Origin of the sequence: Bradyrhizobium sp. CCBAU 25360 (assembly GCF_028128695.1) — a bacterium.
Taxonomy (GTDB): Bacteria; Pseudomonadota; Alphaproteobacteria; order Rhizobiales; family Xanthobacteraceae; genus Bradyrhizobium; species Bradyrhizobium ottawaense.
In genome coordinates, this window is the sequence record NZ_LBJA01000043.1 from 92,220 (window position 1) to 109,646 (window position 17,427).

Sequence of the window (17,427 nt, forward strand, 5' to 3'; positions counted from 1 at the left end):
CGGTGCGGCGATTCGTTGATTGGTTCTTCCGGAGCCGCGAAACAGGTGCCATCACCATCGCGCAGTGGCCGAATCTTCTTCTTTGGATCGTTATCGTTGCGGGCCTTCTGCTTTGGATCTGGCCTTCCGCAGGCAACGTCAGCGTCGGCTTGACGATCGTCGTGAAGGGCGGACTCGTCGTCTGGGGCGCCGACGAGGTCTTCCGCGGCGTGAATCCCTGGCGGCGCTGTCTCGGCGCTGCCGTAGTCGTCTATGAGTTCATGACACTTCTGCCGTGAACCCACGTACTTCAGTCCATCACCTGATCGGCGCCGATCAGAAAACTTTCGGCGATCACGAGGTCAAGAGCCTTGGCGGGCTGGCCGGGCAGCGGCACCGCGATTGGCCCGATATCGTAGGTCAGCGCTTGCCAAGCCGATAAGTGACCCGCCTTGATAGGCGTCGCACGTTCACCGGCATCCAAGTCTTTTTCAGGATCGCTGGGCCAGCGTTTTTGCCCGACGGGTCAACCTGATCGCAGCCGCGACTGCCGTCGCAATGCGGTTCGAAAATCCCTTGTCAATCAAGGGGACTTCTACTGTGCACGGGGTTGTTTTTCGGACTTTTGTCTTGGGCCCCGAGAAAAATGTGCAAGCACCGCTCACTCCGCCTGCAGGATCTCCGCAATCGCCGCCCCCGCCGCGATCGTGCCGAGCTTGCCGCCGACGTCCCGCGTCGCCCTGCCCTCGCCAATCGCCTTCGCCACCGCCGCCTCGATCGCGTGCCCAGCCTCTTCATAGCGGACCGCACCAGTCTTCTCGCCGTGCCAGGCCAGCAGCAGCGCGGTCGACAGGATCAACGAGACGGGATTGGCGACGTCCTGTCCGGCAATGTCGGGCGCCGAGCCGTGCGCGGCCTGCGCCATCGCGTAGCGCTCACCGACATTGAGCGAGCCGCCGAGGCCGAGGCTCCCCGAAAGTTCGGCGGTAAGATCGGACAGGATGTCGCCGAACATGTTGGTGGACACGATGACGTCGAAACGATCGGGACTGCGCACCACATGCGCCATCATGGCATCGATCAGGATGTCGTCGACGCTCAGTCCCGGATAGGCCTTCGCCGTCGCGCGGCAGATCTCGAGAAACATGCCGTCGCCGATCTTGAGCACATTGGCCTTGTGCACGATCGTGAGGTGCCTCTGCCGCTTCATGGCGAGCCGGCATGCGGCATGCGCGATGCGCTCGCAGCATAGGCGTGTGATCCTTCGCAGCGAGATCACCACGTCGGGCGTGACCAGCATTTCGCCATTGCCCTGCTCCAGATTGCGGTCGGCGTAGAACCCCTCGGTATTCTCGCGAACCACGACGAGGTCGAAATCACCGAGGCGGCCGGGCCGCCCCGCATAGGTGCGCGCGGGCCTGATATTGGCGTAGAGGTCGAGGTTCTTGCGGAAGTACCTCGACGGATTGATCTCGCCACGCGCCTCGTCCTTGAAGTCGAACGTCGCAGTCGGGCCCAGGATCAGGCCGTCAGCGGCGCGGACGATGTCGAGCATCTCGGGGCGCACGGTCGTGCCTGATAGCTTCAGGCTCGCATGCCCGACCGCGTGCTCCTCCAGGCGCAAATTGAGCTGGAAGCGCTCGGAGGCGGCGCGCAACACACCCGTTGTCGCGGTCGTGATCTCAGGTCCAATGCCGTCACCGGGCAGAACGACGATTTGCATGGCGATCCCCTGATTTCTGCAGCAGCGGCGCGATCATACGGCAGCGCGAGGCGGCATCGCCCCACCTTCACGCATACACAGCATGCAAGCATATGCCTGTGGAACGCGGCCCCACCGTAGTACATGCGAAATGACCGATTTGAGCCGCGCCGCCGGAGCCACGCGCCAACGCAATGACGATCACGTTACCTGCCGCCGCGCGCGAGCCCGACCACACCACGTCTGACGGCCTCCCCGCCGCGCAGCGGCGATGGGCGATCGCCGCGATCTTCACCGCGCTGGCGATGGCCTCGCTCGACACCGCCATCGCCAACATCGCCCTGCCCGCCATTGCCGCCGATCTGCATGTCTCGCCGGAGCAGTCGGTCTGGGTGGTCAATGTCTACCAGATCGCGCTGGTGGCGACGCTGCTGCCGTTGGGCGCGCTCGGCGAGATCGTCGGGCACCAGCGCATTTATCTCGGCGGCCTCATCCTGTTCACCATCGCCTCGCTGCTCTGCGCGGTGGCGTGGTCGCTGGAGAGCCTGCTGGTCGCGCGCACGCTGCAGGGGCTGGGTGCCAGCGGCATCATGAGCGTCAACACCGCGCTGGTGCGCTTCGTCTATCCCGGCCGGATGCTGGGCCGCGGTTTTGGGCACAACGCGCTGGTGGTCGCGACCGCCTTCACATTCGGGCCCACGATCGCCTCCGCCATCCTGGCCATCGGCCCATGGCCGTGGCTGTTCGCCGTCAACATCCCGTTCGGCCTCGTCGCCATCGGCATCGGCTTTGCGATGCTGCCGAAGACGCCGCGCGCCGATCACGGCTTTGATTTCCTCGGCGCGGTGCTGGCGTCGGCCTGCCTCGGCCTGTTCATCACCGGCATCGGCAGTGCCGCCCATAATCTGTCGCCGGTCGTCGTGGGCATCGAGTTGGTCACGGCCCTCGCGCTCGGCGTCATCCTGACGCGCCGCCACGCCGACCACCCGGCGCCGATGCTGCCGATCGACCTGTTCAGTCGGCCGATGTTCGCGCTGTCGGCCGCGACCGCGGTGTGCTCCTTCGCCGTGCAGGGGCTCGCCTTCGTCTCGCTGCCGTTCTATTTCGAGGACGTGCTCGGCCGCTCGCAGGTCGAGACCGGCTTCTTCATGACGCCGTGGCCACTGGTGGTCGGCATCATGGCGCCGATCGCTGGACGCCTGTCCGACCGCCACGCGGTCGGCCTGCTCGGCGGCATCGGCCTGGTGCTGCTCGGCCTCGGCATGGCGCTGCTTGCGACGCTTCCGGCCAACCCCGCCATTGCCGACATCATCTGGCGGATGGTGATCTGCGGCATGGGCTTCGGCTTCTTCCAGGCGCCAAACATGAAGGCGGTGATGTCAAGCGCGCCGCCGCATCGCAGCGGCAGCGCCTCGGGCATCGTCGCGACCGCGCGCCTGACGGGACAGACGACGGGGGCGGCCCTCGCGGCACTCTGCTTCGCGCTCGCCGGCCACGACGGCGCAACCGTCGCGCTGGCGCTCGGCGCCGGCTTTGCCGCACTTGGCAGCGTGATGAGCTTCCTGCGGCTGGCGGTGAAGTAGCCCGAACGCGCGTCCGCGCCTCAATCGGCCGGCCCGCCTTCACGGAGCCTTCTGCGCGATGGGACGGCTCACGATTGCCGCGGCATCGAGCGGCTCGCATTTGATCGTCCGCATCAGCCTTGGCGGACCGTTCCAGCCCGCAGTCTCGCTCAGGGGCACAAACGTGCCCCCTTGCGGCGTCAGGATGATCGGCTCCGACTTCAGGCAGAGATCGGGAAATGCGAGGCCATGGCCGCCGCCTTGGCTGAACCGTCCAACCAGCGTCTGGGAAGCCTGCATCCGCGTCGCCGGCGAGGCCCGCATCGTACGGTCGGGGTCGAACGCGCGATAGCACGGCCAATCGGTGTGGTTCGCTTCGAACTCATAGACGATCCGGCATGCCGCGCCAGCCGATTTCACGAATGGCGCATCCGACGGCGCGGCCGCATCGCGTTCGAAAACCAGGGTCTGCAGCGTCAACACTTCGGTCGTCGCGCGGGACACGTCGGGCCTGCCCGGTTCGACCGCTATCTCCCCACGCGAGAACACCAGCTTGGTCCTCGGTCGCGCCTCCCTGGTCTCCAGCACCAGCACGGGCCTCACCGCCCACGAGCGGTCCAGCTCCACGTCACCATTGCCCATCGTCAGCCGCGCATTGCCAATGGAAGGGTTGTCCCTGGCGAAATCGATCGTGCGAAGGTGTACACTCGACTTCGACGCCTCCAGGCTCAGGAATCTCAAATCGTCCACCTTGCGCGTGATCGGCATCATCGGATCAAAGCGATCGTCGATGTTGAACCGGACGATCTTCTTCAGCTTGGCCGCAAGGGGCCCTTTGGCGGCGAGCGGTGGCGCCACGTCGATCACGAGCAGGGCACCGTCGGGCGAAAAGCTGTTGCCGAAGGCGCGCTGCCAGGCGGCAGTCAGCAGCGAATCCGTCCGCTGATCGATGTCCCGCGCGAAATAGATCTGCTGTCCGGCGCGAACCAGCGGAAAGTTCTGAAATGCACCGAGCGCCGCGCCCTTGCGAACCTCCGGTTCGGGGAAGGTGACGCATTTGGACTGGTCGTCGCCTCCGGAGTCCTCGACCTTCCTGGACGCAGAGCGGGAGCAGAAGCTCAGATGCTGCTCCTTTGTCTTCTGTGTGCTGATCGACGTCGCGTAGACGAAATCCGGACTTCCGGGCACTTCCATCGGAAGCGGAGAGGTCGCGAACATGTCGACCTCCACCCTGCTGAGCGACGGGCCGGCATCGACCGAGCAGAGATCCCGGGCCGGCAGGGTATTGGTGAGGAGACGCGCCGGATCGGCGCCGACGATGCAGGACATGCTGTCCTGCGGGTTGTTCCGGCTCATCCAGATCAGATGGTCCTTGCCCGCTCCGTCGACGAGGAGATGCGGCGCCGCGTGTCGACGGCGCGGCGGCAACCAGACCGGCATGGTTTCGGACAGCATGGGCTCGCGCTTGAGCAGCGCTTCCGGCAAGCGCATCACACCGACCGAGCGCAACTCGGCGCTGACGGCGTTGGGATCGGTCGTCCAGTCGAGAACGGGAACACTCGCGCAGGTGATGCAGGTCACCGCAAGATTGGACCGGACGTTCTCGAACATGAGAATGACCTGATCGGGGTCGCTGCCGTATTTCGCCGGCGCGACCGCCTTGAACGGATGATCCACCACACGGCTGACCAGAAATCCGTTCGACCGCGACGGGTCCGAATCGAATTCGAAATAGGTCGATCGGTCCCAGCCGCGATAGGCGTCGTATCCGCCGAGGCTCACGCCTGCCAGAACCATCTTGGAGTCGGTCTGACAGCGCGCCGCGCTGCTCTCCTGGCTGCCGTTTCGTATGTAGAGACAGAGTCGAAAAGCCGCGTTCTGCAGAATGCGGTCGCAATCGTTCTGGTTATAGCCATAGGTCGCAAGGCCATGGCGATAGCACAGATCGTGAAAGACGCATGCCTGCCTGAAGCGCTGCAGGACGAGATGGCGCTTTTGGTTGGAATCCCTGCCGCCGTCGAAAAATATGTTGGCCCAGGGCGGCAGGCTGCAGTTCAAGCCCTCGCCGCTGCCACCGAAGGTACTGACGACGTCCGGCCCCGATTGAAAGGCCGTGACGGTGGCGGGCATCTCACCATCGGTGATGTCGTCGACGTTCTTGTAGATGGAATCGGCGATGAAGGAAGGCAGATACGCGAGGACCAGCACCGCCACGACAATCAGCGCAACCGACCAGCGGATCACCTTCCTGAACATGGCCCAACCCCGCTAAAGCTTTTCCGGCAATGACGTCGGTCGCAACGGCAGACGAGCACTGAGCCTTGCGGGCCAATTCAAATGCCCGCGGAACGTCCAGACGCCGAAATCGCGGCAGGCGCGGTGTCGACCTGATGACGATCAGCTTGAGGTTGTCATGCTGTCAAGCCGGGATCTCACACATGACAGCCAGTTTGCGCCCCGGACGGCACGCCGGGCAGAGCATCAAAGGGTCGACGGTTCCATCGACTCTCCGGATGTCAGGCCAGATGTCGAGCCTCGATCGCGCCTGCAGCCACGGCTGGACTCGGAATCTGTTCGTCCAGCGCCGCCAGCCGCTCATCGATGGCGGCGATGACCTTGCGCGAGAACGGTCCGAGATGGGCATAGGCGGCGATCATCTGGACCGCAATGCGCGCCGATGACGTGTCGCGCTTGGCGCAGTTCATGAACGTCTGCCACAGCGGCCCGCGCGCTTCGGGAAGCGCGGAGACGACACGATGCACGGTCTCCATCGCACCGAGCTTGGCGCGGATATCCCCTTCCGCGAGTTCGTGGCGCTGCCGCGAACGGTCGAGCAGCGTCATCAAGCGATCGACCCGTCCCGCATAGGCGGCCGGGCTGTAGACGTGCTCCAGCACGCGCTTGTAGTCCGTCAGGATGTCGCGCAGCGGGCGCACCGGATCGAAATTGATCCCGGCCGTGCACTGATCGGCGCCGATGGTCGGCGCCACATCGTGGCCCGCGTGGAGCCGGCCTTCGCGCTCCAGGCGGCGCGTCAGTTGCGTGTTCGGCAAGGCATAGAGCAGTCCGACCATGCTGACGGGAATCGCCGCTTCCTCGATGAAGTCGATCATGGCGTCCGCCATGGAGACCTTCTCGTTGTCGAAGCCGACGATGAAGCCCGCGGTGACGAGCATGCCGGCGGCGTAGATCTTGTGGATGCTCTCGGCGATGTTGCGCCGCGTGTTCTGCTTCTTCCGCATCGCGACCAGCGTCGCCGGATCCGGACTTTCGATGCCGACGAAGATGGCGAAGAAATTGGCCGCCCCCATCAGGTCCAGCAGTTCGGGATCGTCGGCGAGATTGACCGAGGCCTCGGTGGACAATTCGAAAGGATAGCCGTGGGTACGCTGCCATTCTGCGAGTTTCGGCAGGAACTGCCGCAGCGACTTCTTGTTGCCGATGAAATTGTCGTCGACGAAGTCGAGATGGCCGCGGTAACCCATCTGATAGAGCCTCTCGAGCTCGACGAACATCTGCTCGATCGTCTTGGTCCGCGGCACGCGGCCATAGAGCTCGATGATGTCGCAGAACTCGCAGGTGAAGGGACAGCCGCGCGAATATTGCACCCCGAGATAGAGATAGTCCTCGAACTTGAGCAAGTCGAAACGCGGCACCGGCGTCTTGGTCACGTCCGCCTGGAATTTCGGTGCGGTGAAGACGCCGCTCCGCGCGCCACCCTCCCAGGCCGCAATGAATTCGTCGATGACGCTCTCGGCCTCGCCGAGCACCCGGAAGTCGGCCCGCTCATAGATGTGGGGGCTTGAAGTCGGATCGGGACCGCCCACGACCACCGGCTTGCCGGCCGCGCGGCAGAGCTCGATCAGACGCAGCGTGTCGGCCTGCTGCGGCATCATCCCGCCGGTGAAGACGACGTCGGCCCAGGCGAGATCCTCGTCGTTGAAGGACGCCGTGTTGCAATCGATCAGCCGGACCGTCCAGCTTTCGGGCAGCATTGCGGCAACGGTGATCAGGCCCAAAGGAGCGGCCGGGCGCTTTACGCCCAATACCTTGCAGGATTCGCCAAAGGTCCAGAAGGACTCTGCCGAGAACAGCGGGTACAGCATCAGTACGTTGGGACTCGGCACGTTCATGGAACTCCTTCTGGCGTCGGCGCAGTGTACCAAAGCGCCTGCGTCTTGCACCCCGGCAAAAGGGACAAACTGTCGCCGTGGCCTCGACCGGCCATGGAACCGGCCTTCACAGCCGGGCGTCGCCTCAGACCCATGGATTGGCGCCCGCGGAAGGTCGACCGAATCAACCATGATGGAGGGCGAGACAAAACACCACCCTCCCCACAATCTTCCCTCGGAGGCGTAATTCTTCGCATTTCACCCCTCGGACTGTTGATTTGAACAGTTCCAGTTTGCCGGACACATTGCGCCCCTGAGTTCAATCGGTGGATTGGGCCAATCAGGGGACTGCGATGGCAAACCTAACAATCAACGGAAAAACCTTCACACTCGACGTCGAGCCGGATACGCCGCTGCTCTGGGCGATTCGCGAGAATGCCGGCCTGACGGGCACCAAATATGGTTGCGGCATTGCACAATGCGGCGCCTGTACCGTGCACATCGAAGGCGTCGCCACCCGCTCCTGCGGCGTCTCGGTCAGCGAAGCCGAGGGCAAGAAGATCACCACCATCGAGGGGCTCGCCTCCGGGGATACGCTGCACAAGGTACAGGAGGCCTGGATCGCCCAGGACGTGCCGCAATGCGGCTATTGCCAGAGCGGCATGATCATGGCGGTGGCGGCGCTGCTGAACGAGAAGCCGAAGCCCACCGACGCCGATATCGACGAGGCAATCACCAATATCTGCCGCTGCGGCACCTTCCAGCAGGTGCGCGAAGCGATCCACACGATCGCAAGCGCGTAAGGAAATCCCCACATGAATAAGCATATCTCGCCGCGGCTCAACCGCCGCGCCTTCGTCATCGGCAGCGCCACGCTCGGCGCCGGCCTTGCCATCGGCCTCGACCTCCCCTTCGGCGGGCCCGCCGTGGTCCGTGCGGCCGACGGCTCGCCCGAGATCGGCGCCTGGGTCGTGGTCAGGCCCGACGACACCGTCGTGATCCGCATCGCCCGCTCCGAGATGGGCCAGGGCTCGCTCACCGGTCTCGCCCAGCTCGTCGCCGAGGAACTCGAATGCGACTGGACCAAGGTCACGACCGAATATCCGACACCCGGCCAGAGCGTTGCCCGCAAGCGTGTCTGGGGCGATTTCTCGACCGGCGGCAGCCGCGGCATCCGCTCCTCGCAGGACTATGTCCGCAAGGGCGGCGCCACCGCGCGCGTGATGCTGATCCAGGCCGCCGCCGACGCATGGAAGGTGCCGGCCTCCGAATGCGCGGCCGCGAACAGCGTCATCACCCATACGCCATCGGGCAAGACCACGACCTACGGCAAGGTAGCCGAAGCCGCCGCCAAGCTGACGCCGCCGGCGGACGTCAAGCTGAAGGATCCGAAGGACTGGAAGCTGATCGGCAAGGGCGTGAAGCGGCTCGACACCGTCGACAAGACCACCGGCGCCATGATCTACGGCGCCGACATCAAGCTGCCGGGCATGCTGAATGCCGCGATCAAGGATTGCCCCGTGTTCGGCGGCAAGCTGAAGAGCTTTGACGAAGCCAAGATCGCCAGCATGAAAGGCGTCAAGAAAGTCGTCAAGGTCGGCGATACCGCGGTCGCGGTCGTTGCCGACACCTGGTGGCACGCCAAGACCGCGCTGGAGGCGTTGCCGATCGTCTGGGACGAGGGCGACAACGCAAAAGTCTCCAGCGAGTCGATTGCGAAGTGGCTGGCCGAAGGCCTCAACAACGACCAGCCGGCCTATGTCGGCAACAAGAACGGCGACGCCAAGGCGGCGATTGCGAGTGCGGCAAAGAAGGTCGAGGCCGTCTACTCCTATCCCTACCAGAACCACGCCACGATGGAGCCGATGAACGCCACCGCGCTCTACACGGCGGACAAATGCGAGGTCTGGTGCGGCACGCAGAATGGCGAGGCGGCGTTCGCAGCGGTGCTGGAGGCTTCCGGCCTGCCGGCCGACAAGTGCGACGTGCACAAGGTGATGTTAGGAGGCGGTTTCGGCCGGCGCGGCCAGACCGACTATGTCCGCCAGGCCGTGATGATCGCCAAAGAGATGCCGGGCACGCCGGTCAAGCTGTTGTGGTCGCGCGAAGAGGACATGGCGCACGGCCGGTATCACCCGATCACCCAGTGCAAGATGACCGGCGCGTTCGACGCCGATAACAATCTGGTCGCGCTGCACTACCGCCTGTCCGGGCAATCGATCCTGTTCTCGCTGCGCCCCGAAGCGCTGCAGAACGGCATGGATCCGGCCGCCTTCCAGGGCGTCGCCCAATCCGGCGAAGCCGCGTTCGGCTATTCGGTGCCGAACCTGCTGGTCGAGCACGCGATGCGCAATCCGCACGTCCCGCCGGGGTTCTGGCGCGGCGTCAACGTCAATCACAACGCGATCTATATGGAATGCTTCATGGACGAGCTGGCCCAGGCCGCAGGCCAGGACCCGCTCGAATTCCGCCGCAAGCTGATGGGCAACCATCCCAAGCATCTGGCGGTGCTCAATGCGGTCGCCGAGAAGATCGGCTGGACCACACCCGCGCCGCAGGGCGTTTATCGCGGCATCGCCCAGGTCATGGGCTATGGCAGCTATGTCGCCGGCGCCGCAGAGATCTCGGTGACCGACGGCAGCAAGATCAAGGTGCATCGCATCGTCGCCTCCACCGACCCCGGCTACGTTGTCAATCCGGCGCAGGTCGAGCGGCAGATCGCGGGCTCCTTCGTCTATGGCCTCTCCGCGCTGTTCTACGGCGGCTGCACCGTCAAGGACGGCAAGATCGAGCAAACCAACTTCGACACCTATAATTCGATGCGCATCAACGAGATGCCGAAGGTGGAATCGGTGATGGTGCCGAGCGGCGGGTTCTGGGGCGGTGTCGGCGAGCCGACCATCGGCGTCGCCGCGCCGGCGGTGCTCAATGCGTACTTCGCCGCGACCGGCAAGCGCATCCGCTCGGTGCCGCTGCGGGACCAGAATATCACCTTCGCCTAAGAGCAGCCGCGGCGGCCCTATCGACCGCCGCGGCATTTTGCGGACAAAATTCATGAATGCGCCGGTGACACGGCGGAATGCCGTTCTCGGCATCACCGCCGCGGCTACATCGTTCGCCGTCCCCTCCATCCTGCGCGCGCAATCGGCAGGCCGCATCGTCGTGATCGGCGGCGGTTTTGGCGGCGCGGCCTGCGCGCGGGCGCTCAAGCGCGCGCAGGCGGGCTTGCAGGTGACGCTGATCGAGCCGAACAAGACCTTCACGTCGTGCCCCTTCAGCAACGAGGTGATCGCCGGCCTGCGCGAGATCGACGCGCAGCAGTTCGGCTATGACAGGCTCGCCGCCGAGGGCATCACCGTCGCCGCTCAGGCCGCGACGGCCGTCGACGCGCAAAAGCGCAGCGTGACGGCCGCCGATGGCGCCACGTTTGCCTATGACCGCCTCGTGCTCTCGCCCGGCATCGACTTCCACTTTGAAGCTCTGCCCGGCTATGACGACGCCGCATCGGAGAAGATGCCGCACGCCTGGAAGGCCGGCGCGCAAACGCTGTTGCTGCGCAGGCAGCTGGAGGCAATGGCTGACGGCGGCACGGTCGCCATTGCAATCCCGGCCAATCCCTCGCGCTGCCCGCCCGCACCTTACGAGCGTGCCAGCCTGATCGCGCATTATCTGAAGACGAACAAGCCACGCTCAAAAGTGCTGGTGCTCGACGCCAAGGACGGTTTCTCCCAGCAGCGGCTGTTCGAGAAGGCGTGGAAGGAGCTCTACGGCGACATGATCGAGCGCGTCGCGCTGTCGCAAGGCGGCCGCGTGACCTCGGTCGATCCTGCAACCAGAACCATCATCACGGAGTTCGGCAACTACACGCCCGATGTCGCCAACGTCATCCCGCCGCAGCGCGCGGGTCGTATTGCCGCGATCGCGGGCGCTACGGATGCGACCGGCTGGTGCCCGATCGACCCCGTGACCTTCGAGTCGAAGCTCGTCAAGAACATCCACGTCATCGGCGACGCCTGTCTCGGCGGCGGCATTCCCAAATCGGCCTCGGCCGCAAGCGGGCAAGGCAAGGCTTGCGCCGCTGCCATCGTCCCTTTGCTCGCGGGCCGCGCGCCGGAAATGCCGCGGCTGACAGGCGTCTGCTACAATACCGTGGCACCCGGTTACGGCTTCTCCCTCGCCGGCAACTACCAGCCGAAAGGCGACATCTTCGCCGAGGTCGAAGGCGGCGCGACGAGCCCGGTCGATGCCCCGCGCGAATTGCGCGCCCGCGAGGCGACCGAAGCCGAGCGCTGGTTTCAAACCATCACGGCGGACACCTTTGGCTAAATCCTCCTTCCATGGCGTGGCGCTGATCGCCGCCAGTCTCGCCTTCGTCAGCGTTGCGCGCGCGGACGAACTCGCCTCCTACAAGGTAGCCGGCGACGGCATAGTGGAATCGCTCACGGGCACGCCAGGCGATGCCGTGCGCGGCCGCGCGCTGGTGCTGGCGCGCACCACGACCTGCATCCTCTGCCATTCCGGTCCCTTCCCGGAAACGCGGTTCCAGGGCGATCTCGCACCTGACCTCACAGGCGCCGGGAACCGCTGGTCGGTGAGCCAGTTGCGGCTTCGGCTGGTCGATGCGGCCCGCTTCAACCCGGAGACCATCATGCCGTCCTATTATCGCATTGACGGCTTCGTGCGGGTCGGGCGCAACTTCACCGGCAAGCCGATATTGTCGGCGGCGGAGATCGAGGACATCGTGGCTTTTCTTGCAACGCTTCGCGACTAGGACTGTTCATGCCAACCACGCGACGACAATTCTTGAGCCTCGCCGGAGGCGTCACTGCCGCCGGCACGATCCCGATCGTCACCCTGCGTCCGCTTCACGCGACCCCAGCGATGCTCAATACCGCGATCCGCAACGTCGTCGGCGAAGCGCCGATTCGCACCGGCAGGGTGAAGCTCGACATTCCGCCGCTGGTCGAGAACGGCAACACCGTGCCGATGATGGTGAGCGTTGCAAGCCCGATGACCGCTGACGACCACGTCAAGAGCATCCACATCTTCAACGAGAAGAACCCGCAGCCGAACATCGGCAATTTCTATCTCGGCCCCTCCTGCGGCCGCGCCCAGGTCGCGACCCGCATCCGCCTCGCAGACACCCAGAAGGTGGTTGCGATCGCGCGCCTGTCCGACGACACGTTCTGGCAGGTCGCCGTCGACGTGGTCGTGACGCTGGCCGCCTGCACCGAGGAGATGAACTGATGGCCGCGCTCATCAACGTTCCCGCGAAGGCCAAGCGCGGCGACGTCATCGAGATCCGCACGCTGACCTCGCACATCATGGAGACGGGCTTCCGCCACACCGTGGACGGCAAGCTGGTGCCGCGCGACATCATCACGAGCTTCACCTGCCGTTACAACGGCGCCGAGATCTTTCGCGCCGATCTGTTTCCGGCGATCGCGGCCAATCCTTATCTGTCGTTCTTCACGGTCGCCAGGGAAAGCGGCAAGTTCGAGTTTGAATGGATCGGCGACAACGGCTATGCGTCAACCGCGTCGGCATCGATCACCGTCGAATGAGCGTTTGGCACGCGATAGCAGCAGCGGCCTTGTTCGCCGCAGCCCCTGCCCTGCTCGCCGGTGAAATCCCGCCCGATGTGCGCCGGTCCGGCTACTCGTTCATGGGCCCGGACACGCGCTCCATGCAGGATGACGACACCTCCAATCCTGGCATGCTATTCGTGCTCGACGGCGAACAGCTCTGGACGAAGAAGTCCGGCAGCGCGGAGAAAGCCTGCGCGGATTGCCATGGCGATGCGCACAGCAGCATGAAGGGCGTCGCTGCGCGCTATCCGGCCATCGACAAGACGCTCAGTCGCCCCGTCACGCTCGACCAGCGCATCAATCTCTGCCGCGCCAATCATCAGCAGGCGTCGCCACTGCCTTACGAGAGCCGCGACCTCCTGGCGCTGTCCGCCTTCGTTGCCCATCAATCGCGCGGTGTCGCGATCACCGCCGGCGACGATCCGCAAGCAAAGCCCTTCGTGGCGCAAGGCCGCGACCTCTTCATGCAGCGGGAGGGCCAACTCAACCTCGCCTGCACCAATTGCCACGACGACAATTTCGACAAGCGCCTTGCGGGCGCGCCGATCACGCAAGGACAGCCGACCGGCTATCCGCTCTACCGCCTCGAATGGCAAACGCTGGGATCGCTGGAGCGGCGGCTGCGCAGCTGCATGAGCGGCGTCCGCGCCCAGGCCTATGATTACGGCTCGCCCGAGCTGGTCGCGCTCGAGCTTTATCTGATGTCGCGGGCGCGCGGCTTGCCGATGGAAACGCCGGCCGTGCGGCCCTGAAACAAAAGCGGCCGGCATAGGCCGGCCGCCTTACGGAAGTCCGCGCCGTTACCTACTCCGCCGGCGCGGCCGACATCTCCGGATGTGCGGCATAGTGTTCGCTGGCGCCGAGCTTGCTGGCCGCGAACAGGCCGGCGGCCATCGCAGCGTAGGCCAGCGCGACAGCGGGCGTGACACCGAATCCACCGCCAATGCCGACGGCCTCGCCATGCATGAAGCCGAAATAGGTCAGGACCGCACCGACCAGCGCGAAGCCTGATGCCTTCTCGAAGTCGCGCTCGATGATGAAGACGCCGATCGCGCCCAGGATGAGGCCGCCGAGGATGGAGCCGCCGCCCATGACTTCGAGCCCGTGGTAGAACACGCCCTGCTGCGGCAACGCTGCGATCGCGGCAGCCTTCACCGCGTCCGCCTTGTCGGCGGCCATGCCGCCGACGGTTGCCGCCGCATTCATGGTCGAGCCGAGCATCGTGTCGATCTGCAGCTTGGCCCAGGCGGCCAGATGCGGCGTCAGCGCCAGCACGATCGCGGGCGCGTGCTTGACCGGCGTGGTCTGGAACGCCTGCGCGCCGATGAGCATGCCGATGTAGAGCAGGATCGGCGAGATCGCGACCACGGGCACGAGCGCCAGCAGCACCGAGATGATGCCGAACCAGGCCAGCACGATCACCATGATGCCGGTTGCGGCGGAGTAACCGATGCGGCCGCCCATCGCCTTCCAGCCGGGATGGCCGATATAGACGGCGTTGATGAAGGGATTGCCCATCAGGCAACCGATCAGGCTGACGACGCCGTCGGCCGTGAGCACCCGCGTGGTCGGATATTCGTCGCCGGCGGCTTCCGCGCTCTCGACATTGTCCATGGCTTCGACGAGGTCGTAGATGCCGAACGGAATGGCGGTGACGAGGATGATGCCAAGGAATTCGAAGCCGGAAAAGACGTAGCCTACGGCGGGGAGCGGCACCGAGAAGCCGAAATTGGCAAAGGCATCGCCGACACCCTTGACGCTTAGTCCACCGAGACCGAGCCCGAACAGGTTCGAGCCCCATGCGATGATCATGCCGACGGCAATCGCGACAAGACCGGCGGGAATACCGCGCGGATATTTCACGCCGCCAAACCAGCTCACCAAAATGATGGCGAAGCAGACGAGACCGATCTGCGGCGTCATGTACATCTCCAGCGCCGGGCGCATCGAGATGAAGGTCACGGAGACGCCGGCGAGCGTGCCGAGCAGCGCCGCGCGCGGCGTGATCTTGCGGATGAACGGCGCGATGAAGCCGCCGATCATGAGGATGAAGCTTTGGAAGAATACCCAGACGAGGCCGGCGGACCAGCCCTTGAGCGGATCGCCGGTCTTCAGCGTGATCGGCAGCATGATCACGAAGGTGACGATGAACATGTGCGGCACGCTGACGCCCGAGGGCAACGCGCAGACGTCGTTACGGCCGGTCTTCTGCGCCAGACGGTAGGCGAGGTAGGCGTAGTAGAAGGTCGAGAGGCACATCATCAGCCCGAGCGCGGGGAGGATGCGGCCGAACACCAGACTATCAGGCATCTTCAGGACGAAGCGCAACAGGCCCGTGAGCACCAGCATGTTGACGAGGATGTTGGTGCCGAAGCCGAAAAACGCATTCCAGTCGCCCGATGTCCATAGTGCCGGCTTGTACTCAGACGTATTGAACTCAGACTTGCCGGCCGTCCCCGTCAATATGCTCATGACAATACCCCTATGTGGTCGAAACCTTCATTGCCTCCAGAACCGCGGCCGAGGTTGCGACCCAGCCGAAGATGCCGCCCTGGGCCTTGATCATCTTCAGGCCCATCTCGTGAAACTCGGGGAAGTAGGACGCGCAGCCGTCCGACATGACGACGCAGCGGTAGCCGCGGTCATTGGCTTCGCGCACCGTGGTGTTGACGCACACTTCAGTGGTGACGCCGCACACCAGCAGATTCTCGATGCCGTATTTCTCCAGCACGTCGCCAAGCTCGGTGGCGTAGAACGCGCCCTTGCCGGGCTTGTCGATCACGATCTCGCTGTCGAGCGGGTAGAGCTCAGGAATGATGTCGTGGCCCGCTTCGCCGCGGATGAGGATGCGGCCCATCGGGCCGGGATCGCCGATGCGCAGGCTCGGCGCGCCGCGCTCGACTTTCGCCGGCGGCGCGTCGGAGAGATCGGGCAGATGGCCCTCGCGGGTGTGGATCACCAGCATGCCGGTGTCCCGCGCCGCCGTCAGCACCGCGCCGATCGGCTTCACCGCGCGCGCGAGCTGGCTGACGTCGTTGCCGAGCGTCTCGCCAAAGCCGCCGGGCTCCATGAAGTCGCGCTGCATGTCGATGATGAGAAGCGCGGTGCTCGGCCAGTCGAGCTTGATCGGCTCAGGCTCTGCGTTGATGACGCCCAATGTCGGCTTGCTCGAGTCCAGCATGACGCCCGCCCCTCGCGAGAACTCTCTTTGCCGGAGTTCTGCAAGCGCCGTGCCATTGTGTACAATTGCGATGGCGCGCCGGACGCGAGGGAATTCGTTGTGTGGTCAGAAGGTTACGTCGGCGATCGGCGTCTGCATATTCCCTGTGCGACGGCTTCGCGGCGGGCATTTGCCTAGAGGATGGGCGGCCTCCGCCGTCATTCCGGGGCGACGCGAAGCGTCGAGCCCGGAATCCACTGGGCGGCAGTACGCGAGGTGAGATGGATTCCGGACTCGCGCTACGCGCGCCCCGGAATGACAGGAGTGGCGCTACCGTCCCGCCCCATACAGCTGCCGATACTCTTCCTCGTACGGCGCATAGGAGTCCTTCATCGTCGCCATGTTCAGCAGCATGGTGGCCACCATCGTGCCCGCCGTGTCGAACACGCGCGTCCTGGCCCAGGCGCTTTCGGTGCGGCGGCTGCCGGAAAGCGCGACGATCTCGCGCTCGACTTCGTAGTCCTCGTCGACGAAGAGCGGCCCCTTCACCAGCCTGATCTCCTGGTCGGCGAACAAGCCGACTGCCGGCCCCTTGGCAGGCAGCGGATCGTCCTTCGAGCGATACTGGAACAGCACGCTCAGCATCTCCATCGGGATGATCGGTCTGCCCCAGGGGTTGTCGACGCCCGAATAGTACGGCGAGTTTTCGGTGATGACGGCGAGCTTCTGCCGCAGCGAGAAGGGATAAAGGTCGCCCATGGTTTGATCAAACGCCATGCGGACCGTCTGCCGCTTGCCGGTCTGTGCCACCTTGACGTCGCGCAGGATGACGGGATCGGCGAGCGGCTTGAGCTCGGCGAGGCGCGCCTCCAGCGCGGTCGCGGCGTGCGGTTCGCCGACGGAGGCCGTGCCGCGCAGCACCTCCGTGCCATCGCGCTTGACCATTTGAATCTGGCACTGGCTCGTCCCGGGCAGTGGCTTCGACAGGATAGCTTGCACCTCCTCACCCTCATAGCAGACGCTGCGATAATGCGCGGACAGGCAGCCGGTCTCGAACCAGACGCGTCCCCACAGCTGCGCGCCGAGCGGGGCGAACTGGCTGAAATGCGTCGGGCCCTCGATGGTACCGCCCTTGAAGCCGAGCTTCTGCGCGGTGGCGTCGTCGTGAATGGACGCGTGCGCGTCGTAGGTTTGCGCTTGCAGCATCTGACGCGGCTGGCGCCACGGCCCGATCAGCGCCTCGGCCGTCGCTGTGATCTCGGTGTCGAATGCCTTTGCAGCCATGATGTTCTCCACTGGAAGCCATGACTAGCAGGAGCGCCAC

At 64.9% G+C, this 17,427-nt stretch carries 16 protein-coding genes; 9 read left to right on the plus strand and 7 right to left on the minus strand.

Features of this window, described 5'->3' with window-relative positions; all coding sequences use genetic code 11:
• Positions 1 to 2: 2 nt before the first annotated feature.
• Positions 3 to 278: a hypothetical protein gene (locus tag XH81_RS27385; RefSeq protein WP_028143109.1), complete on the plus strand. Its 276-nt coding sequence runs from the start codon at positions 3 to 5 to the stop codon at positions 276 to 278.
• 11 nt (positions 279 to 289) lie between these two features.
• On the opposite strand, the gene XH81_RS27390 is transcribed toward XH81_RS27385, so the two are convergent.
• Positions 290 to 463, minus strand: coding sequence for a hypothetical protein (locus XH81_RS27390; RefSeq protein WP_157158376.1), 174 nt, complete (start codon positions 461 to 463; stop codon positions 290 to 292).
• A gap of 177 nt (positions 464 to 640) precedes the next feature.
• Positions 641 to 1,702 carry an isocitrate/isopropylmalate dehydrogenase family protein gene (locus tag XH81_RS27395; protein ID WP_028143110.1) on the minus strand — a complete coding sequence of 354 codons (1,062 nt, stop codon included), beginning with the start codon at positions 1,700 to 1,702 and terminating at the stop codon, positions 641 to 643.
• A gap of 173 nt (positions 1,703 to 1,875) precedes the next feature.
• On the opposite strand from XH81_RS27395, the gene XH81_RS27400 reads away from it, so the two are divergent.
• Positions 1,876 to 3,264: an MFS transporter gene (locus XH81_RS27400; protein WP_028143111.1), complete on the plus strand. Its 1,389-nt coding sequence runs from the start codon at positions 1,876 to 1,878 to the stop codon at positions 3,262 to 3,264.
• A 39-nt stretch (positions 3,265 to 3,303) separates the two neighbouring features.
• Here the strand turns inward: XH81_RS27400 and XH81_RS27405 are convergent, their stop codons facing one another.
• Together XH81_RS27405 and XH81_RS27410 are read right to left on the minus strand one after the other, a co-directional pair.
• Positions 3,304 to 5,499, minus strand: a complete 2,196-nt coding sequence (locus XH81_RS27405; protein ID WP_028143112.1) for a hypothetical protein — start codon at positions 5,497 to 5,499, stop codon at positions 3,304 to 3,306.
• Between the two features lie 260 nt (positions 5,500 to 5,759).
• A complete protein-coding gene (locus XH81_RS27410) occupies positions 5,760 to 7,376 on the minus strand; it encodes a B12-binding domain-containing radical SAM protein (RefSeq protein WP_028143113.1) in 1,617 nt (538 codons plus the stop codon).
• Positions 7,377 to 7,708: 332 nt separating this feature from the next.
• Between XH81_RS27410 and XH81_RS27415 the strand changes: the two genes are divergently transcribed.
• The 7 genes from XH81_RS27415 to soxA are packed head-to-tail and all read left to right on the plus strand — an operon-like array spanning position 7,709 to position 13,695.
• Complete coding sequence (locus XH81_RS27415; protein ID WP_028135089.1) at positions 7,709 to 8,158, plus strand: (2Fe-2S)-binding protein; 450 nt, start codon at positions 7,709 to 7,711, stop codon at positions 8,156 to 8,158.
• A 12-nt stretch (positions 8,159 to 8,170) separates the two neighbouring features.
• Positions 8,171 to 10,357: a xanthine dehydrogenase family protein molybdopterin-binding subunit gene (locus XH81_RS27420; RefSeq protein ID WP_028143115.1), complete on the plus strand. Its 2,187-nt coding sequence runs from the start codon at positions 8,171 to 8,173 to the stop codon at positions 10,355 to 10,357.
• A gap of 52 nt (positions 10,358 to 10,409) precedes the next feature.
• Positions 10,410 to 11,681 (plus strand): NAD(P)/FAD-dependent oxidoreductase, encoded by a 1,272-nt coding sequence (locus XH81_RS27425; RefSeq protein WP_028143116.1) that lies wholly within the window; start codon positions 10,410 to 10,412, stop codon positions 11,679 to 11,681.
• Entirely contained in the window at positions 11,674 to 12,126 is a 453-nt protein-coding gene (gene soxX, locus XH81_RS27430; RefSeq protein WP_028143117.1) for a sulfur oxidation c-type cytochrome SoxX, read from the plus strand. The genes XH81_RS27425 and soxX overlap by 8 nt, the downstream gene beginning before the upstream one ends.
• An 8-nt stretch (positions 12,127 to 12,134) precedes the next feature.
• A complete protein-coding gene (locus XH81_RS27435; RefSeq protein WP_028143118.1) occupies positions 12,135 to 12,602 on the plus strand; it encodes a SoxY-related AACIE arm protein in 468 nt (155 codons plus the stop codon).
• On the plus strand, positions 12,602 to 12,919 hold the full coding sequence (gene soxZ / locus XH81_RS27440) for a thiosulfate oxidation carrier complex protein SoxZ (protein WP_028143119.1): 318 nt from the start codon (positions 12,602 to 12,604) through the stop codon (positions 12,917 to 12,919). Before XH81_RS27435 ends, soxZ begins: the two co-directional genes overlap by 1 nt.
• Positions 12,916 to 13,695 (plus strand): sulfur oxidation c-type cytochrome SoxA, encoded by a 780-nt coding sequence (soxA, locus tag XH81_RS27445; RefSeq protein ID WP_028143120.1) that lies wholly within the window; start codon positions 12,916 to 12,918, stop codon positions 13,693 to 13,695. The genes soxZ and soxA overlap by 4 nt, the downstream gene beginning before the upstream one ends.
• 52 nt (positions 13,696 to 13,747) lie before the next feature.
• Here the strand turns inward: soxA and XH81_RS27450 are convergent, their stop codons facing one another.
• The 3 genes from XH81_RS27450 to XH81_RS27460 form a co-directional block, all read right to left on the minus strand.
• A complete protein-coding gene (locus XH81_RS27450; protein WP_028143121.1) occupies positions 13,748 to 15,415 on the minus strand; it encodes a hypothetical protein in 1,668 nt (555 codons plus the stop codon).
• 10 nt (positions 15,416 to 15,425) lie between these two features.
• The gene (locus XH81_RS27455; protein ID WP_028143122.1) at positions 15,426 to 16,124 is read right to left on the minus strand and encodes a cysteine hydrolase family protein; all 699 of its coding nucleotides are present in this window, start codon (positions 16,122 to 16,124) and stop codon (positions 15,426 to 15,428) included.
• A gap of 309 nt (positions 16,125 to 16,433) precedes the next feature.
• Positions 16,434 to 17,387 (minus strand): hypothetical protein, encoded by a 954-nt coding sequence (locus tag XH81_RS27460; protein WP_028143123.1) that lies wholly within the window; start codon positions 17,385 to 17,387, stop codon positions 16,434 to 16,436.
• Positions 17,388 to 17,427 lie beyond the last annotated feature (40 nt).